Here is a 15,441-nt window from a genome sequence, read left to right as displayed (position 1 = left end):
TTAAACCTCTAACTCTTTTACTTTCCAAGGCAGACCTTGAGAGTTCATCTCTTCCATAAATGGGTCTGGGTCTAGTTGTTCCATATTGAACACACCTTGACCTGACCAGATTCCTTTTAACATCAGTTTTGCACCGATCATTGCTGGAACTCCAGTAGTGTAAGAAACTCCTTGAGAAAGTACTTCAGCGTAGCACTCTTCATGATCTTTGACTTGATAAATGTATATCTTTTTCTTTATACCATCTTTGATACCTTCAGCAACAATACCGATGTTTGTTTTACCTTTTGTTCGTGGACCTAGACTTGCTGGATCAGGAAGTAAAGTTTTCAAAAATTCTATTGGGATGATTTTTTGTCCTTGGTGTTCTACTGGCTCGATCCCAAGCATACCAACATTTTGAAGCACTTCCATATGTTTAAGGTAGCTTTGCCCAAATGTCATAAAGAAACGAATACGTTTTAAACCTTTAATATTTTGCACAAGTGATTCCATCTCTTCATGGTAAAGCAGATAAGAATCTTTGGGACCAACTTCAGGATAATCCCAAACTTGCATAATCTCCATAGGCTCTGTCTCAATCCATTTACCATTTTCCCAGTAACGCCCTTTTGCACTTACTTCACGAAGGTTAATTTCAGGGTTAAAGTTTGTAGCAAACGGATAACCATGGTCACCAGCATTACAATCTAAAATGTCAATAGTATGTATCTCATCAAAGTAATGTTTTTGTGCATACGCACAAAATACATTTGTAGCACCTGGATCAAACCCAGAACCAAGAAGTCCCATAATCCCAGCTTCTTTAAACTTCTCGTCTCTTGCCCATTGCAGTTTGTACTCAAACTTTGCTTCATCTGGGTGTTCATAGTTTGCAGTATCAAGATATGGTGTATTTGTTGCGATACATGCATCCATAATGGTTAAATCTTGATAAGGAAGTGCAACATTGATAACAATACTTGCACCCACTTTGTTTATAAATTCTATAAGTTCTTGTCTATTATCAGCATCTATACTTGCTGTTTGGATAGTTATGTTTTTGATTTCACTAGCTATCTCATCACATTTAGATTTAGTACGGCTAGCAAGGATAATATTGCCAAATACATCAGCATTTTTAGCACATTTATGTGCAACAACTCTTCCTACTCCACCAGCACCGATAATCAAAGTAGTATTCATTTAAATTCTCTCCTAAAAAAATAAAATTATACCATTTTAAAAGCGATTAAAAGCACAAAAATCCATATCATGGCAGTAACAATAAGACTAAGAAGTACAAGTGTAGCACCTACATCTTTTGCCTTTTTTGCCATGATATGATAATCAACAGTAACAAGATCAACTACACGCTCAATAGCAGAGTTGGCCACCTCTGAAGCCACAGGGATAAATAAAGAGATAAAAAGAATTGCAGAGTATTCAAACTCTATCGGTAATACCCATGCGACAACCCCCATACTAAAAAGCATAAGTAATTGCCATTTAAAAGAGGTTTCTGTTTTTACAACATCAACAAACCCCTCAAGTGCATAACGTCCATTTCTAAAAAGGTTATGTTTTGGTTTATTCATCTTCATGGTTTTCCTTCATCTGTTTTACTTTTTTTTGTACTTCATCTGCTTTAGAAGTATTGTTAAGTGGTGTTGCAAAATTTACTCTCACTACACGTCTAGAAAAGAACTTTTTATGTTGGTTTGGTCTTTTATTTTTTGCAAATAAACTTCCATAAAGTCCATCTATAAAAAATGGGATAATAACACCATCATAATTTGTATCAATCAGTTCAAATCCTTTTTGAAAGCTACCAAGTTTTGTACTTTTTGCTATAGCTCCCTCAGGAAAAATTGCTACGATTTTACTATTTTTTAATCTTTTTGAGGCTTCATTTAGGGCATCTTTAAAAGCTTTAGGTGAGAGTGGTATCACTTCCCCTTTTTTCATAACAGGTTTGAGCCATTTTTTGGAATAAATATCTTTATCCATCATGTAGTTTATTCTTCTTCTAAAAGGAAATTGTAAGATAGCCCAATCAAGCCAACTTACATGATTTCCTAAAAGTAAAACTGCTTTATCGTTTGGAACATTTTCTAAACCAATATATTCAAAACGGTATCCAAAAGATAAAACAAAACCCACAATACTCCAAAATATCTCTACAGCATAATGTCTAAAAAGTGTATAAAGAAGATAAAGACCTACAAACCCCATAAAATAAAACAACACTTCTGCATTCATTCCAAAATAAGCAAATATCGTTGTGATAAGTAAAAATGAGATCATAAAAATATTTTGTACAAAATTATTAGCAGCAAGAATCATCCCTAAATGAACATTTGAAGAGAGGTATTGAATCCTTGCATTAAGTGGTACAAGTAAAAATGCTGAGAATACTCCAAATAGAGTGAACATAATAGCTATAATCACCATCGAATGTACAAAAGGGACCATAAATACAATGAGAGTTAAAAAGATAGCACCTATGCCAGTGAGTCCTAAATTAATATGGTGTTTTGAAAGTTTTGCAGCAAAAATTGAACCTGCAACAATTCCTATACCAGCAAGTGCCATCACACCTTGAACAAAAATCGTATTTGTAATCCCTATCTCAGTTTTTGCATACTCTCCAAAGATTGCCAGTACTACTTGAGAGATTGACCAGAAAAAACTTAACGCCAAAATAGCATCGAAAATCTCTTTTTTACGTGTAATTGATTTGAGGTTTTTCAAAAGATATGCACCAGTAATATAGCGCTTAAAAACGAACTTTCTTTCACTAACTTGTGTTTTTGTATTTGGAAGTTTTGAGGCTAAAAACCATTCAATGATGGAACTAATAACTAAAAGCCATCCTAAAGGTGCAATTCCTTGTAATATATCTGATTCTGTTGTTAAAGTACTTTCATAAAAAGATTCAAATAAAACTGTATAGGTAATAATTCCACCTAAAATAGCAACAGTAGTAGTGGCTTGAATAGCAGCATTACCAGCACTTATAAATTTTTCACCAACAAGTTCTTTGATGTAGCCATATTTTGCAGGGGAATAGATAGCACTTTGCAAGGCTAATAAGAATGTCATCGAAAAAGTAAAGAAAAACCATCCTTGGTAATATCCGTATGTAATAAGAAGTGTTATAACAACAGCTGCAAGTGCTGAATGTTGCATAATTTTACTTTTTGCATACTTATCAGCTAAAAAACCAGATGGGGAAAATACCAAAACAAAAGGCAATAATACAAGTGCATTTACAATAGCTGTAAGCATGATTTGTGTTGAGCCATCGTATATTTTAAAGACTGTGTTTTGAATAATGATTTTATGTCCAAGATCAGTAAATGCATTTAAAAAAACAACTACAATGTAGTTTATCATTCCTACAAAGGCAAAAATTGATTTAGGCAAGTGTCGTGCTCCAACCTTCATAATATCCATGATCTTTTTCAAGACTTTTACATAACAGCGTGATCTGTGCTTCTAAAGTTTGTGGAAGTACATTATGAGTTTTCACAAGTGCTATGCCATTATCAAAATCTGCTGAAGCTATGTCATCTTTATACTCAAAACCACCTAAAGACAACTCATTTATATAACGCTCTTTTTGTGTAGGTGTATCAAAGTGAATGTAATGTTCAACTGGACGTTCTAATTCAAGTTTATCACCCTCTTCTTCAAGTTGATCAATAATATTTTGACTCTGAATAAGATGAAGTTCTAATTCACTTGGGTAAAGATTGTAGTTATAAAAATCCCACTTATTATCTTTAACTACATTCGCCTCATATAAATATTCTAATGAACTCAAAATTGAGGTAACTTTATTGCTTAAAGATTTAGAGTCTTGAGAGTAAAAATAGAGCTCACTCCATCCATCCAGCACCCTACTTCCAACATATTTCGCATCTTCATTATGCTCAATACTTAATATAATAGATGCTTTAGTTTCTAAAAACTCTTCATATTTTTCTTGTACTTTATTTTCAAGATCAAACTTGATAAATACACTAAAAAGCCATGGATATTTTTGCATATATCCATATGCATTTAAATCCACTTCTGTAGCTATTTTTTGCCCATCTTCTTGTTTGTAGTAATTTTGTGTCATATTTTCCCATTTTGGTGATTAAATTCTGGAACTATCTCTTTTAGTTTTGATAACTGCTCCTCAGTACTTAAAAGTTCTTCAATATCATCTACTAATTTTTCGATATTATACTCAGTTCTTCCAGCTACTGTAATAGACTCATACTCTGTTTTTGTATCACTATCGCTAATTAAAAGTTCTTCATAGAGTTTTTCACCAGATCGAAGTCCAGTAAACTCTATAACAATATTTTCTCTACCACTAAGCTCAATCATTTTTTGAGCTAAATCAACAATTTTTATAGGTTTACCCATATCAAGTATGAAGATTTCCCCGCCTTGCCCAATACTTGCAGCTTGAAGTACAAGTTCACATGCTTCAGGAATAAGCATAAAATAACGTGTAATATCTGGATGCGTAACGGTAACTGGCCCACCATTTTGTATTTGAGCCTTAAATTTTGGGATGACACTTCCACTACTTCCAAGAACATTTCCAAACCTAACCGATACAATCTCTGTTGTATTTGCCAAAACATTCTGTGCATAAAGTTCACATATACGCTTTGTAGTCCCCATAACATTTGTTGGACGAACTGCCTTGTCTGTAGAGATAAGAACAAACTTTTCAACCTCGTATTTAATTGCACAATCTATAGAGTTTTTCGTTCCAATCACATTGTTGACAATTGCTTCATGAATATTATCTTCTACAAGTGGCACATGTTTATAGGCCGCTGCATGGATGACAATGTCTGGCTTGTATTTTTCAAATGTGGCATCTAAGAGCTCTAAATTTACAACTGATTGCATTACAAGAGCTGGATTAAATTGTGAAAGTTCCTCTGCAATTTGATACAAATTAAACTCACTATGATCAAGCAAAATCAACTCTTTTGCACCAAAAAATGCACATTGTCTACTAATTTCGCTTCCTATACTTCCACCAGCACCAGTGATAAGTACTTTTTTATCTTTGATAAATTTTTCAATAAGTTGCTTATCAAGATCTTGAGGATTTCTAGCAAGTAAATCTTCAACAGATATATCTTTTAATTGTGTAGACAGTGCCTCATTACTTAACATCTTATCTAATGATGGAAGAATTTTAATAGAAATAAAAGAGTTGTAAAAACGATTATATACTTTTTGCATAACATCTTTTGAAACACTTGGCATTGCTATAACTAAAAGATCATGTTTTTTTCCTTGAATTACTCCTTCCAAATCATTTGGAGAAACAATTGGTATACCATCTACACTACGTCCTTGAAGCCCTTGATTATCATCACAAAAATACTTAACTTTATACTCACTATCCCTAAACTCTTCTTCAATTTTTATACCAGCTTTACCTGCACCATAAATAATCAAACTTTTTGTTTTTGAAATACGACTTTTATTTATCAAATAATAATAGGTATACATAATAAAGTTGATAGCTACCAAATACGTCATCGCTTCACTGAGCATAAAAGCTATACGTATTTTCCCATATAAGATAGGCATATATACAAATAATGGAGCAATTACTACTATACTTTTGAGTAAAAATGTTTTTTGTGTGGCTTTTGACCACGATAGAGAATAATCTTTATAAATCGTAAAAGAAGCCACAAGTCTTGCAAAAATAACGACAAAAATAATATTCCAATCTATTTGTTGATGAAATATAAAAAAAGTCCATGTGAAGGTAACTATACTTAAAAAAATTATTACCAAGATATTGAGTACTCGTTTATCTAAATTCATAGACTTATTTTACCAAAACAATTATTCAAAAGGCTTTTTTGTATCAACAAATTTCATAGTTATAAATAATAAAACCATTGTGAGAAAAAAGCTAAGAGCAATATTTGACAAAAAGAAAACAAGTGAAAAAGTTATGAGGTTCAAAACAATAGCATAATTTGTCACTTTAAAATGACTCCATCCAGCTTGAATAAGCCTTTGATACGCATGTTTTTTATGTGATTGAGAGAGTTTTTCTTTATTGAATCTTCTTCTGATTAATGTGTGTGTTGCATCAAACCAAAAGAGTGAAAAAAGTATAATCCACACCCATAAAGTTTCACTATTTTGATTGGCATAATAGATTGTAAAAATAGCGATATTATACCCTAAAAGCGTACTTCCAACATCCCCCATAAAGATTTTTGCCCTATTGTAATTCCAAAATAAAAAACCAAGAACTGCTACAGCTAAAACTATAAAATGTGCTCCACCAAAAAATACAATACCACTAAGACTTAAAAAAACGAATTCACTTCCAACATAGCCATTTATCCCATCTATAAAATTTGTAAGATTTATGTACCAAAGAATCAAGAAAAAAGCGAAAATAGATGTAATATAAATATTTGAAATTTCAAAAATACCAAAAGTAAGAGTCTCTAATCCACCTAAAAAATATAATCCAGCTAACGCGACTAAACTTTGAACACTTAATCTTAACTTTGGACTAAGCTCATAAATATCATCGACAAAGCTCACAATTGAGATCAATACACCTGCTAAAAGTGCGTAAAAGAGTTGCTGCTCAATTTGATGGTTAATAAATAGATATAACAATCCACCAAACCATGTCACAGCTATTGCAATTCCACCACCATGTGGTGTTGGAACAGTATGGGAACTTCTTTCATTTACTGTAGCAACTAGTGATTTTTTGATTGCGTAGTTTTTTATGAAATATGTCAATGAAAAGGAGAATAAAAATAAAATAATGTAAATCATATATTTTCTCCTTTAATCGTAAAACTTATTCCTTCTTCAAGAGTATACAAATTTTCTAGAAACAGTTTTTGTTTCGTTCTTTCATTGTTTACCTCCAATGATCCATATAATCTTTTATAAAAAGATGGTTTAAAAAATTTCAATAAACTTTCAAAGAAAGGTACTTTTATTAAGTAAATTCTCTTCCCTAAAGCATTAGCAATATATTGAACTAATTGTGTAGTACTTATGACTTCATTATCACTCGCTAAATATACTCCTGAACATTTCTGCTGTATAACAGTATCAACTAAATGGCAAAGATTTCCAATATATACCATACTTCGTCTATTCTTAATACTACCAAATGGTAAAACAGGTGTTTTATTTATCAAATTTATAAGGTTTCGAATATTTGCTTTTACACCATATCCATATACAATTGGTGTTCTAACAATAGTTACTTTAAAAGTTGTATCTTCCATCTCTAAAAGTAACTTTTCTGCTTTTAATTTACTTTTCCCATATTCATCTTGAGGAGTACATACACTCTCTTCTGTATATACAACATCTGATTCCTCACCATAAACTTTTATAGTACTCATAAAAACAAACTGTTTTACACCCGATTCCTTTGCTTTTTTTGCCAACTGCAAAGTTTGAGTAACATTAACTCTTTCATACTCTCTGTCACTTGCCCCAGACATTTGGTGTACTAATGCAGATAGATAAAAAATAGTATTTATATTGTTTAACTCCAACTGTTCTAGTTTATCACGTAAAAAACTGAATGTTTGAAAAGAATATTTATTTTGATACTTTTGAATAAAATATTGTCCTATAAAACCATTTGAACCTGTAATTAAAATCTTTTGCATATTTAATTCTCATATAATTTAAAATGTTTTTGTACAACTTTAGCAATATCAAATTCTTTTTGAGCTAAATCTCTACCTGCTTGTCCCATTTGAATTCTTAAAGCATCATCTAATATAAGTTGTTTCATTGTATCTGCTAAGGAATTAACATCTTTAACTTTACATAAAAGTCCAGTGACATTTGGTTCTATAGCATCTCTACAACCGGGGACATCTGTTGTGACTATTGCTCTTCCACAAGCTGCAGCTTCAAGAAGAACTTTTGGTAAACCTTCTCTATATGATGGAAGGACTACAATATTTGCTTTTGAAAATACTCCAGAAATGTCAGAGCTAAATCCATGTACTTTTACAAAACCTTCAGTTTTAATTTGTATTAAATCATCATTTGTTAGAGTTGCAGGATTAAAATGGTCAACATCTCCATATAGTTCAAAACTTACATCAAATCCATCAAGTTTTAACTTTTTTGCTGCTTGTATATATTCCATAACACCCTTATCTTTTAAAAGACGGCATGCCATTGCAACAGTTACTTTTGAAGTATCCTCTTGAATAAACTTATATTTTTGAATATCTACACCTGCACCCCGAATAATCGTAATTTGTTTCTCTTGAACAGTATTCAAAGATTCTATAAGCCCTTTATCAAAAATATTTTCAGTTATTATTGAATTATTTTCTCCACTAATTGCTAATTTATACATAGTTTTTACAATATTTCTAATAATAAAGCCTTTGAATCCTTTTGCAATAAAAACATATCCTAACCCAGTAATATAAAAAACTTTTTTGGGAATCTTTAAAAAGCGAGAGGCAATTCCTCCATATAAAATAGGTTTAATGGTCAAAAGTTCTAAAATGTGTGCTTGAGTATCTTTGATAATTTTATATACTTCTATCATTGTTTTTAGTTCAGTTTTAATACTTGTACCACTTCGCGAGAGTTGTAGAGGATGTACAATAAATCCTAAACTTTCTAAATACTCCTTTTTATCCGTTATCCCACATGCTATATGTACTTCATATCCTCTTTGCAGTCCTTCTAACCCAATTGGTAAAAAATGAGATATAAAAAACCAATCAACATTGATAATATATAATATTTTTTTCATCTAAATCTTTCTAAATCATTTACAAAACTTTTATAAATCTCATCATGCTGTTTTACAACTGACTCAAGTGAATAAAATTGAGATATTTTTTCATATAATATTTGTGACTTATTTTTTGCCATTTCATAATTTTCTAAAACTTGAATCATATTTGCTTGAAAATCTTTTATATCACATACATATGAATTTTGAGTGTTAAGTAGACTTGGTATACTACCAACATTTGTTGCAACTATAGGTATTTGTGATGCACCAGCTTCTAAAATTGCTATTGGTAATCCTTCCCAAAGTGAGGGCATAATCAAACAATGTGCTTTTGATAACAATTCTGGAATATCATCTCTGGTTCCTAAAAGTTTTACAACATTCTTTAAATTATACTTCTGAATTAGATTATTTAAATCATTAAATAAATAACCATTTCCTACGATCTGAATTTGAAAATTATATTCTCCAACTAGTTGTTTTGCTATTTCAATAATAAACTTGTGATTTTTCACATCTTCTAAACGCCCTACACTAATAAATGTAAATTCACTTTCCTTCTCACCATGCGGATAAAATTTTTTTAAATCTATACCATTTGGAATTAATTTATAGTTTGATTTGTAAAAATATTTTATGATCTCCTTTGAAAAAACAATATCCATATTACGAAGTGGCTTTAAAAGATAAATCAAAAGCTCCATGTATTTTGAACCAATAACAACATTATGTGAAGTAAAAATAATCTTTAATTTAGGATGAAATATCTTTAAAATAGAACTTACAATAAGGGAATGTACCATATGTGCATGTATAATATCAACTTTATGTGTTTTGATAAATCTATTAAAAAAAAACAACATACTAAAAAAATCTTTTAAAGAATTGTCTTTATATAAAATTTCTGTTTTTATGCCACTTTTAACAAACGATTCTAATAACTCATCTCTTTTAGATAAACCAATAACATAAAGATCATAATCATTTTTATTGAGTGTTCTAGAAAGATCATAAACAACCTTTTCTGCTCCTCCCATACCAAGCCCAGTTACTAACTCTAATATAGAAATTTTTTTCATTTTTCATAACCAAATAATAAAAAATCATCTTTATATTTTTCATAAACTATCTCTCTTAACTCTTCTGGCCATACATATTCTTTTTTATCTTTTGAAGATTCGTTAAGATGATAAATTTGTTCGATGTCAATATAATGAATGATTTCTCTGGTAAACTTTTCAAACTCTTCTAATTTCCAAACTTTATCTAGTAATATATTTTTATTTTCATCATGTGTAAATAAATATTGCGGTTGAAATACATAGTCCTCTTTTGTAATATCTGTCTCTTTTAACCAAAGTTTCACAAAACTTTCAAAAGTATCAAACTTGTATGATGAATAAACTTTTTTATTTCTAATCCCCATAATTCCTGTACCATTTTGTTTGACAAATTTATATGCTGATCTAACTCTGTTATAAGGATTTCTAACTACAGAAAATTTAAAAGATTTATCAAATAAATCACCCAAAACTTTTTTCAATAATCGAGCTTTAAAATGTCCCAATGTTCTACTATATACAGAATACGAAATAGATGTTCCTGCTGCTTTTGGAACATGAATAAAAATAATTTTATTTTTATAATATTTTCGTTTTCTTTTAAGTTCTATTATTTCATACATATTATTTGAAAGGATATTTTGATAAATATTTTTATATATAAAATTTTTTAATTTTTCACTCATATAAACTCTCAATAGCTTTTACAAATACTTCTACATTTTGTTCATGTGAACATATCTTATTAACACGTTCAAAACTATTTTTTCCTAAGGTATTATCAATGTTTTCATCTAAAATAGATATTATTGCATTTGTCAATTCTTCCACATTTTCTGGTTCAATAAATTTTCCACATGTATCATCTAGCAAATCATAAGCACTCCCAACAGCTTTCGTTGAAATAATTGGTTTTGATAATAACATAGCTTCATTAACAACAAATCCCCAACTTTCAATCTGAACATTTGAGCTTAAATTAAATCTAGTTGGTAAAACAAAAACATCACATTGTTTCATCATACCTAGAGATTCTTCATGATTCATTACTCCATAAAAAAAATAGCTACCACTTTTTAGATATTGTTTTGCTTTTTCTTGACATTCTTCTAAAAATACACCATCTCCTACTATATGCAATTCACAGTTATCAATCCCTTTCATTGCTTCAATCAAAATATCTAGTCCTTTATATTTAACAATTCTCCCCAAATACAATATTTTATATTTAGAATCATCACCTAAATAATTCACATTATCATTTATATCAGTTATTTGAGTAGTATTGTAAGCAATATATATCTTTTCTTGATTGATATGAAAGTACTCTACTAGCATTTTTTTTACTTGTGAACCAGTAACAACATAAACATCAACAAAGTACTTTAAATATATTCGAACAATTGGCAAAATAAATTTATATTTTTTCACTTCATAAGGATATCGCCACATCTCTTCAAATAAAACAACTTTTTTTCCAAACAATTTAAACAAAGGCGTTAAAAATAAAAATGGTATTGAAACACAACTTGATAAAATTGCTATGTCAAATTTTTTAAAGGGTAGTAAAAATAATCCAAAAGAAAAATTATCAAATGGAATAGATTTAACTTCATTTAATTGTTTGTATTTTATAGATATTTCTTTTAGTGACTTTTGCACATCATTAAAATTAAAAGTTCCCTCTTTTAAAACCTTTGTAAAAATATACTCAATAGTAAAAGTTTCTGCTAACTTTGCAAATAAACCTTTTCTATAAGATCTTATAGCTGGATGTATAAAAAGTAGTTTTTTATTTTTTAATTCCATATCCAAAACCTTTCTTATTCGCATAAAGAATTTCACTTGGTAGTAACCCTTCAAATGCCTGTTTTAAAATCAACTTGTTATTTGCCCATCCATCTTTTTTAGCTATTTTTTTATGTGCATCAATCTTAAATGCCATCTCTATAACTCGATGATCTAAGAATGGGGCTCTTGCTTCAATAGAGTACATCATAGGTGGAATATCTGTACTAATAGTTATGGAATGCGCGTTTTCACTCATCAGTCCAATCCAATTTGAACTATCTATGTAATGGTTAGTTTGAATTTTATTTGCCCAAAAGTCTATCAAAGTACTATAATCAAAATCGTTATAGCCTTTTTCTTTAGCTTCTTTTGCATAAAGATACCCTTTTCGTCTGAAGTTTTCTTTTTGTGCTAATTCAAACATAAGCTTTAAATCTGATCGAAAACTAAAAACTTTTTCAAAAGTTTTCAAAAGTACATTTGGCAAAAATTCAATCATTTTTACCATATCTGAAAAAAGAAGTTGTTTATTTGCACCATCATATCCATAAAATATCTCATCAGCTCCTATTCCACTCATAACTACTTTAATATTCTCTTTTGAAATTTGTTCATAAAGTCTCGCTGCATGTGTTAGAGGTAAAAGTCTTACCTCCTCACCATAAATTGCTATCATTTTTTGATAAAGTTCTTCTTGTCTTTTTTTATCATACTCAAAAACCTTCAAAGGTACATTAAATAACTGTGCAACCTTTTTCGCACGACCCAATTCTTCATCATCAGCTCTTAGAGAAAATGCTTTTGGTTTCAGTCCATGTTTAACCATCAATCCAGTAATAATTGAACTATCAACGCCTCCACTTAAAAGAGTCGCTATCTCAACATCTGCTCTTTCTCTCAACTTTACAGCATCATCGATAATATTGTAAACATCCTCTTTTGTAATGCTCTCATCATAAGACATAGCTGGTGCCCAATAACACCATTTTTTTATTATTTTTTGATTTTTTATTATCATTGCATGGGCAGGTTCTAATCGTCTTATACTTTTGTATCGAGTATATGGTTCAGGAATATGTTTAAAATTTCTTAAAAAACTATATGCTATTGCTATTTCATCTGGTCTATTATCAAATATCCCTATACTAAATAATGCTTCTAATTCAGATGCAAAATAAAAACCTCTTTCATGTTCACTATACACAAACGGTTTTTTCCCTATCCTATCCCTTGCACAAAATAGCATTTGTTCTTTTTGATCGTAGATTGCGAATGAAAACATACCATTAAACTTTTCAATACACTTTTCCCCGTATTCTATATAACTAGCTAATAAAACTTCAGTATCACTATGGGTTTTAAAGTCATATTTCAGTGTACTTTTCAATTCAAGATAGTTATAAATCTCTCCATTAAATACTATAGAATATCTTCCGCAATTTGATATAAAAGGTTGATTTGCCATTTCATTAAGATCAATAATAGCGAGCCTGTTATGACCTAATGTAATTGTATCTATTGAATACTTTGAACTGTTATCAGGTCCTCTATGATATTGTTTTTGCAAAATTAAATCTACATATCTTTCTTGTTGGTCAATACTATTATTTGACCAAATTCCAACTATCCCACACATCTAACTTTTCCTAATGATTTTAAATATTCTAAAAATGGTTTTTCAATTAATTTATAAAAACAACATCCTATTAAAATTGATAAAACAAATAATATCCATGGAGAAATTTCTAATGAAATATATTTTTCAAATGAATGTATAACAATAAAATGTGTTAAATATATTGAATATGAGGCATTACCTAAAAGAATCATAAATGTATTATTTAAAGTATGGTACTTTGACTCAATTAATAATACACTTAAGACTATAAAAAATGAAGGTACTAAATTATTGACAATATAATTATTGACACTTATATCATAGTGTGGAATAAAAAATACTCCACAAAATAAATATACAAAAGAAAATATGAGTAAAATATATAATAAATATTTTTGTGTTAAAACTTCAAAAATCTTCTTTTGCTTTTGATAAATTTCATAGACAAGTATACCTGCAATAAAAAACCAAAAATAGTTTCCATATTCATAATTTTTTATACTTAATAGATAGTTTAATGCAGTATCTCCGACCACTAAAAAGAATACAATCATAAATATTCTAAGTCTATAATTATTTATAAAAGCTATTGAGAGTGTTACCACAGTGTAAAATATAAATTCAAACGTCAATGTCCAACCAACAGGTAAAAGAGACCCAAGAGCAGTAAAAGTGAAACTTTGTATAATTCTTAACCAAGTAGGGTCATAAGCGATTCCTAGTCCTAATGTCAAAAGTGTTAGCATATAATAAATTGGTGCAACACGAATAAACCTTGCTTTAAAAAACTCTTTTGCATCTCTATGCTTTTTATTCATTATATCAATCATAATAAAGCCACTTATTACAAAAAATATAGCTACTCCTTGCTGTCCAGTCGTATGAAATAAATGAAAAAAGACTACTGCTATAGCAGATATTCCTCTTAAATATTGAATAGAATTGTATATCATATAAACACCTTTTGAGCATTTTTTCGATATATAAATAAAGTAAAACAATATGCACATAACCACCCTATAATAGGGGCTAAAACTCCAAAGCAATCGAATAAAAACACTATGAATATTGTTTTTAATAAAAGTTCAAAAAATTGTGCTAAAACAACTTTGTTCAGACCAAAAGTAAAATAATTTGCAGAAATATAAAAACGTTGCATAGTTGAGAAAACGACAGCTAATGCAGGAAAAAGGTACATATAATTTATATTAGGAGTATTTTGTACACCTAACCATAATTGCATAAACCACTCACCTGTTAGTACGTAAGCAAAAAAGACAAATATACTTAAGATGAATAATTTTTTTTCAAAAAGAAAATAACGCGTAGAAATATTTTTTTTATCTATTTGTATCTCTTTAGCAATTATCGCTTGGTAAGGCTCACTCAATCTCCATCCAAGCATGATAAGTGTATTTGGAATTTTCCAAACTAACAAATAAAGTGCTACTTGTTCACTTCCATACAAAAGATCAATTAACAATATATCTAATTGAAAAAGTAAAATTGTACTCATACCTTGTAAAAAATATAATACCCCATCTTTATACAATAGTTTATAAAATAATTTTTTACTTATATGTTTAAATGAAATATGAAGAGTTATATGATAAAAATAATAAACACCTACACAAATGGATGTAAATATAGTACTTATTAAAAGCATTAAAAAAATAATATCGAGTGAATTATTCTTAAATATTACAAATGAAGAAAGTGCTAGCACCATAAATAAAAACTGTTGCAAAAATCTAAAAAAAGCAACTTGATACTGTTTCAACATAGCTCTTAAATATTCATAAAAAGGAACTAATGCAAAACTTAAAACACTAAATAAGCCAAAATAAAAAAAACTCTGTAAATACTCATTATGCACTAAAAACCCAAAAAGATATATTACACAAAAAGCAAATATTCCATACAATACATTTATAATAATGGAACTAGTAAATATATCATATTTTAAATATTTATAGTGGATGAGATTTTTTGTCATACTTCCACTTAACCATCCTATACCTATGTCTATTATAGACTTAGCACTAAAAATAATTCCAAAAATTCCTAAAGCATCAAAGCCAATATTTTTTATAATCAGAGGAAATAGTATAAGCCCAGTAATGATGTTACTTCCAATGGAAAGATAACTAAACAATACATATTTTTTATGCTCTGACAAACTTTTCAACATC

14 protein-coding genes are annotated in these 15,441 nt (G+C 29.4%); all 14 read right to left on the bottom strand.

Annotated features, from left to right (window positions below; translation table 11 throughout):
• From ACQY56_RS02275 to ACQY56_RS02210, 14 genes are read right to left on the bottom strand one after another with little or no spacing between them, the layout of a single operon-like run.
• Complete coding sequence (locus ACQY56_RS02275; RefSeq protein WP_428737630.1) at nucleotides 1-1,185, bottom strand: saccharopine dehydrogenase family protein; 1,185 nt, start codon at nucleotides 1,183-1,185, stop codon at nucleotides 1-3.
• 26 nt (nucleotides 1,186-1,211) lie between these two features.
• Nucleotides 1,212-1,583: a diacylglycerol kinase gene (locus tag ACQY56_RS02270; protein ID WP_428743707.1), complete on the bottom strand. Its 372-nt coding sequence runs from the start codon at nucleotides 1,581-1,583 to the stop codon at nucleotides 1,212-1,214.
• Complete coding sequence (locus ACQY56_RS02265; protein WP_428737632.1) at nucleotides 1,570-3,408, bottom strand: MFS transporter; 1,839 nt, start codon at nucleotides 3,406-3,408, stop codon at nucleotides 1,570-1,572. The genes ACQY56_RS02270 and ACQY56_RS02265 overlap by 14 nt, the downstream gene beginning before the upstream one ends.
• Nucleotides 3,401-4,108, bottom strand: a complete 708-nt coding sequence (locus ACQY56_RS02260; RefSeq protein WP_428737633.1) for a DUF695 domain-containing protein — start codon at nucleotides 4,106-4,108, stop codon at nucleotides 3,401-3,403. The genes ACQY56_RS02265 and ACQY56_RS02260 overlap by 8 nt, the downstream gene beginning before the upstream one ends.
• A complete protein-coding gene (locus ACQY56_RS02255; RefSeq protein WP_428737634.1) occupies nucleotides 4,105-5,838 on the bottom strand; it encodes a polysaccharide biosynthesis protein in 1,734 nt (577 codons plus the stop codon). Before ACQY56_RS02255 ends, ACQY56_RS02260 begins: the two co-directional genes overlap by 4 nt.
• A 21-nt stretch (nucleotides 5,839-5,859) precedes the next feature.
• On the bottom strand, nucleotides 5,860-6,822 hold the full coding sequence (locus tag ACQY56_RS02250) for an MraY family glycosyltransferase (protein WP_428737635.1): 963 nt from the start codon (nucleotides 6,820-6,822) through the stop codon (nucleotides 5,860-5,862).
• A complete protein-coding gene (locus ACQY56_RS02245; RefSeq protein WP_428737636.1) occupies nucleotides 6,819-7,679 on the bottom strand; it encodes an NAD-dependent epimerase/dehydratase family protein in 861 nt (286 codons plus the stop codon). The genes ACQY56_RS02250 and ACQY56_RS02245 overlap by 4 nt, the downstream gene beginning before the upstream one ends.
• A 2-nt stretch (nucleotides 7,680-7,681) precedes the next feature.
• Entirely contained in the window at nucleotides 7,682-8,794 is a 1,113-nt protein-coding gene (locus tag ACQY56_RS02240) for a glycosyltransferase family 4 protein (RefSeq protein WP_428737637.1), read from the bottom strand.
• Nucleotides 8,791-9,858, bottom strand: a complete 1,068-nt coding sequence (locus ACQY56_RS02235; RefSeq protein WP_428737638.1) for a glycosyltransferase — start codon at nucleotides 9,856-9,858, stop codon at nucleotides 8,791-8,793. Before ACQY56_RS02235 ends, ACQY56_RS02240 begins: the two co-directional genes overlap by 4 nt.
• Nucleotides 9,855-10,526 (bottom strand): sulfotransferase family 2 domain-containing protein, encoded by a 672-nt coding sequence (locus ACQY56_RS02230; RefSeq protein WP_428737639.1) that lies wholly within the window; start codon nucleotides 10,524-10,526, stop codon nucleotides 9,855-9,857. The genes ACQY56_RS02235 and ACQY56_RS02230 overlap by 4 nt, the downstream gene beginning before the upstream one ends.
• Entirely contained in the window at nucleotides 10,519-11,649 is a 1,131-nt protein-coding gene (locus tag ACQY56_RS02225; RefSeq protein WP_428737640.1) for a glycosyltransferase family 4 protein, read from the bottom strand. The genes ACQY56_RS02230 and ACQY56_RS02225 overlap by 8 nt, the downstream gene beginning before the upstream one ends.
• Nucleotides 11,633-13,267: an asparagine synthase (glutamine-hydrolyzing) gene (gene asnB, locus ACQY56_RS02220; RefSeq protein ID WP_428737641.1), complete on the bottom strand. Its 1,635-nt coding sequence runs from the start codon at nucleotides 13,265-13,267 to the stop codon at nucleotides 11,633-11,635. Before asnB ends, ACQY56_RS02225 begins: the two co-directional genes overlap by 17 nt.
• Nucleotides 13,255-14,202 (bottom strand): acyltransferase family protein, encoded by a 948-nt coding sequence (locus ACQY56_RS02215; protein WP_428737642.1) that lies wholly within the window; start codon nucleotides 14,200-14,202, stop codon nucleotides 13,255-13,257. The genes asnB and ACQY56_RS02215 overlap by 13 nt, the downstream gene beginning before the upstream one ends.
• The gene (locus ACQY56_RS02210; RefSeq protein ID WP_428737643.1) at nucleotides 14,199-15,440 is read right to left on the bottom strand and encodes a hypothetical protein; all 1,242 of its coding nucleotides are present in this window, start codon (nucleotides 15,438-15,440) and stop codon (nucleotides 14,199-14,201) included. The genes ACQY56_RS02215 and ACQY56_RS02210 overlap by 4 nt, the downstream gene beginning before the upstream one ends.
• Between the last annotated feature and the right edge of the window lies 1 nt (nucleotide 15,441).

It is taken from the genome of Sulfurimonas sp. (assembly GCF_050296975.1).
In the GTDB taxonomy this organism is placed as follows: Bacteria; Campylobacterota; Campylobacteria; order Campylobacterales; family Sulfurimonadaceae; genus Sulfurimonas.
Note: the sequence above shows the minus strand (reverse complement) of the source record. Positions and strands in the feature narration are given on the sequence as shown.

Bases quoted from the DNA above. Each gene is read 5' to 3' on its own strand.
- ACQY56_RS02275 (WP_428737630.1), bottom strand. From the start codon at position 1,185: ATGAATACTACTTTGATTATCGGTGCTGGTGGAGTAGGAAGAGTTGTT.
- ACQY56_RS02270 (WP_428743707.1), bottom strand. From the start codon at position 1,583: ATGAAGATGAATAAACCAAAACATAACCTTTTTAGAAATGGACGTTAT.
- ACQY56_RS02260 (WP_428737633.1), bottom strand. From the start codon at position 4,108: ATGACACAAAATTACTACAAACAAGAAGATGGGCAAAAAATAGCTACA.
- ACQY56_RS02255 (WP_428737634.1), bottom strand. From the start codon at position 5,838: ATGAATTTAGATAAACGAGTACTCAATATCTTGGTAATAATTTTTTTA.
- ACQY56_RS02250 (WP_428737635.1), bottom strand. From the start codon at position 6,822: ATGATTTACATTATTTTATTTTTATTCTCCTTTTCATTGACATATTTC.
- ACQY56_RS02245 (WP_428737636.1), bottom strand. From the start codon at position 7,679: ATGCAAAAGATTTTAATTACAGGTTCAAATGGTTTTATAGGACAATAT.
- ACQY56_RS02240 (WP_428737637.1), bottom strand. From the start codon at position 8,794: ATGAAAAAAATATTATATATTATCAATGTTGATTGGTTTTTTATATCT.
- ACQY56_RS02235 (WP_428737638.1), bottom strand. From the start codon at position 9,858: ATGAAAAAAATTTCTATATTAGAGTTAGTAACTGGGCTTGGTATGGGA.
- ACQY56_RS02230 (WP_428737639.1), bottom strand. From the start codon at position 10,526: ATGAGTGAAAAATTAAAAAATTTTATATATAAAAATATTTATCAAAAT.
- ACQY56_RS02225 (WP_428737640.1), bottom strand. From the start codon at position 11,649: ATGGAATTAAAAAATAAAAAACTACTTTTTATACATCCAGCTATAAGA.
- asnB (WP_428737641.1), bottom strand. From the start codon at position 13,267: ATGTGTGGGATAGTTGGAATTTGGTCAAATAATAGTATTGACCAACAA.
- ACQY56_RS02215 (WP_428737642.1), bottom strand. From the start codon at position 14,202: ATGATATACAATTCTATTCAATATTTAAGAGGAATATCTGCTATAGCA.
- ACQY56_RS02210 (WP_428737643.1), bottom strand. From the start codon at position 15,440: ATGTTGAAAAGTTTGTCAGAGCATAAAAAATATGTATTGTTTAGTTAT.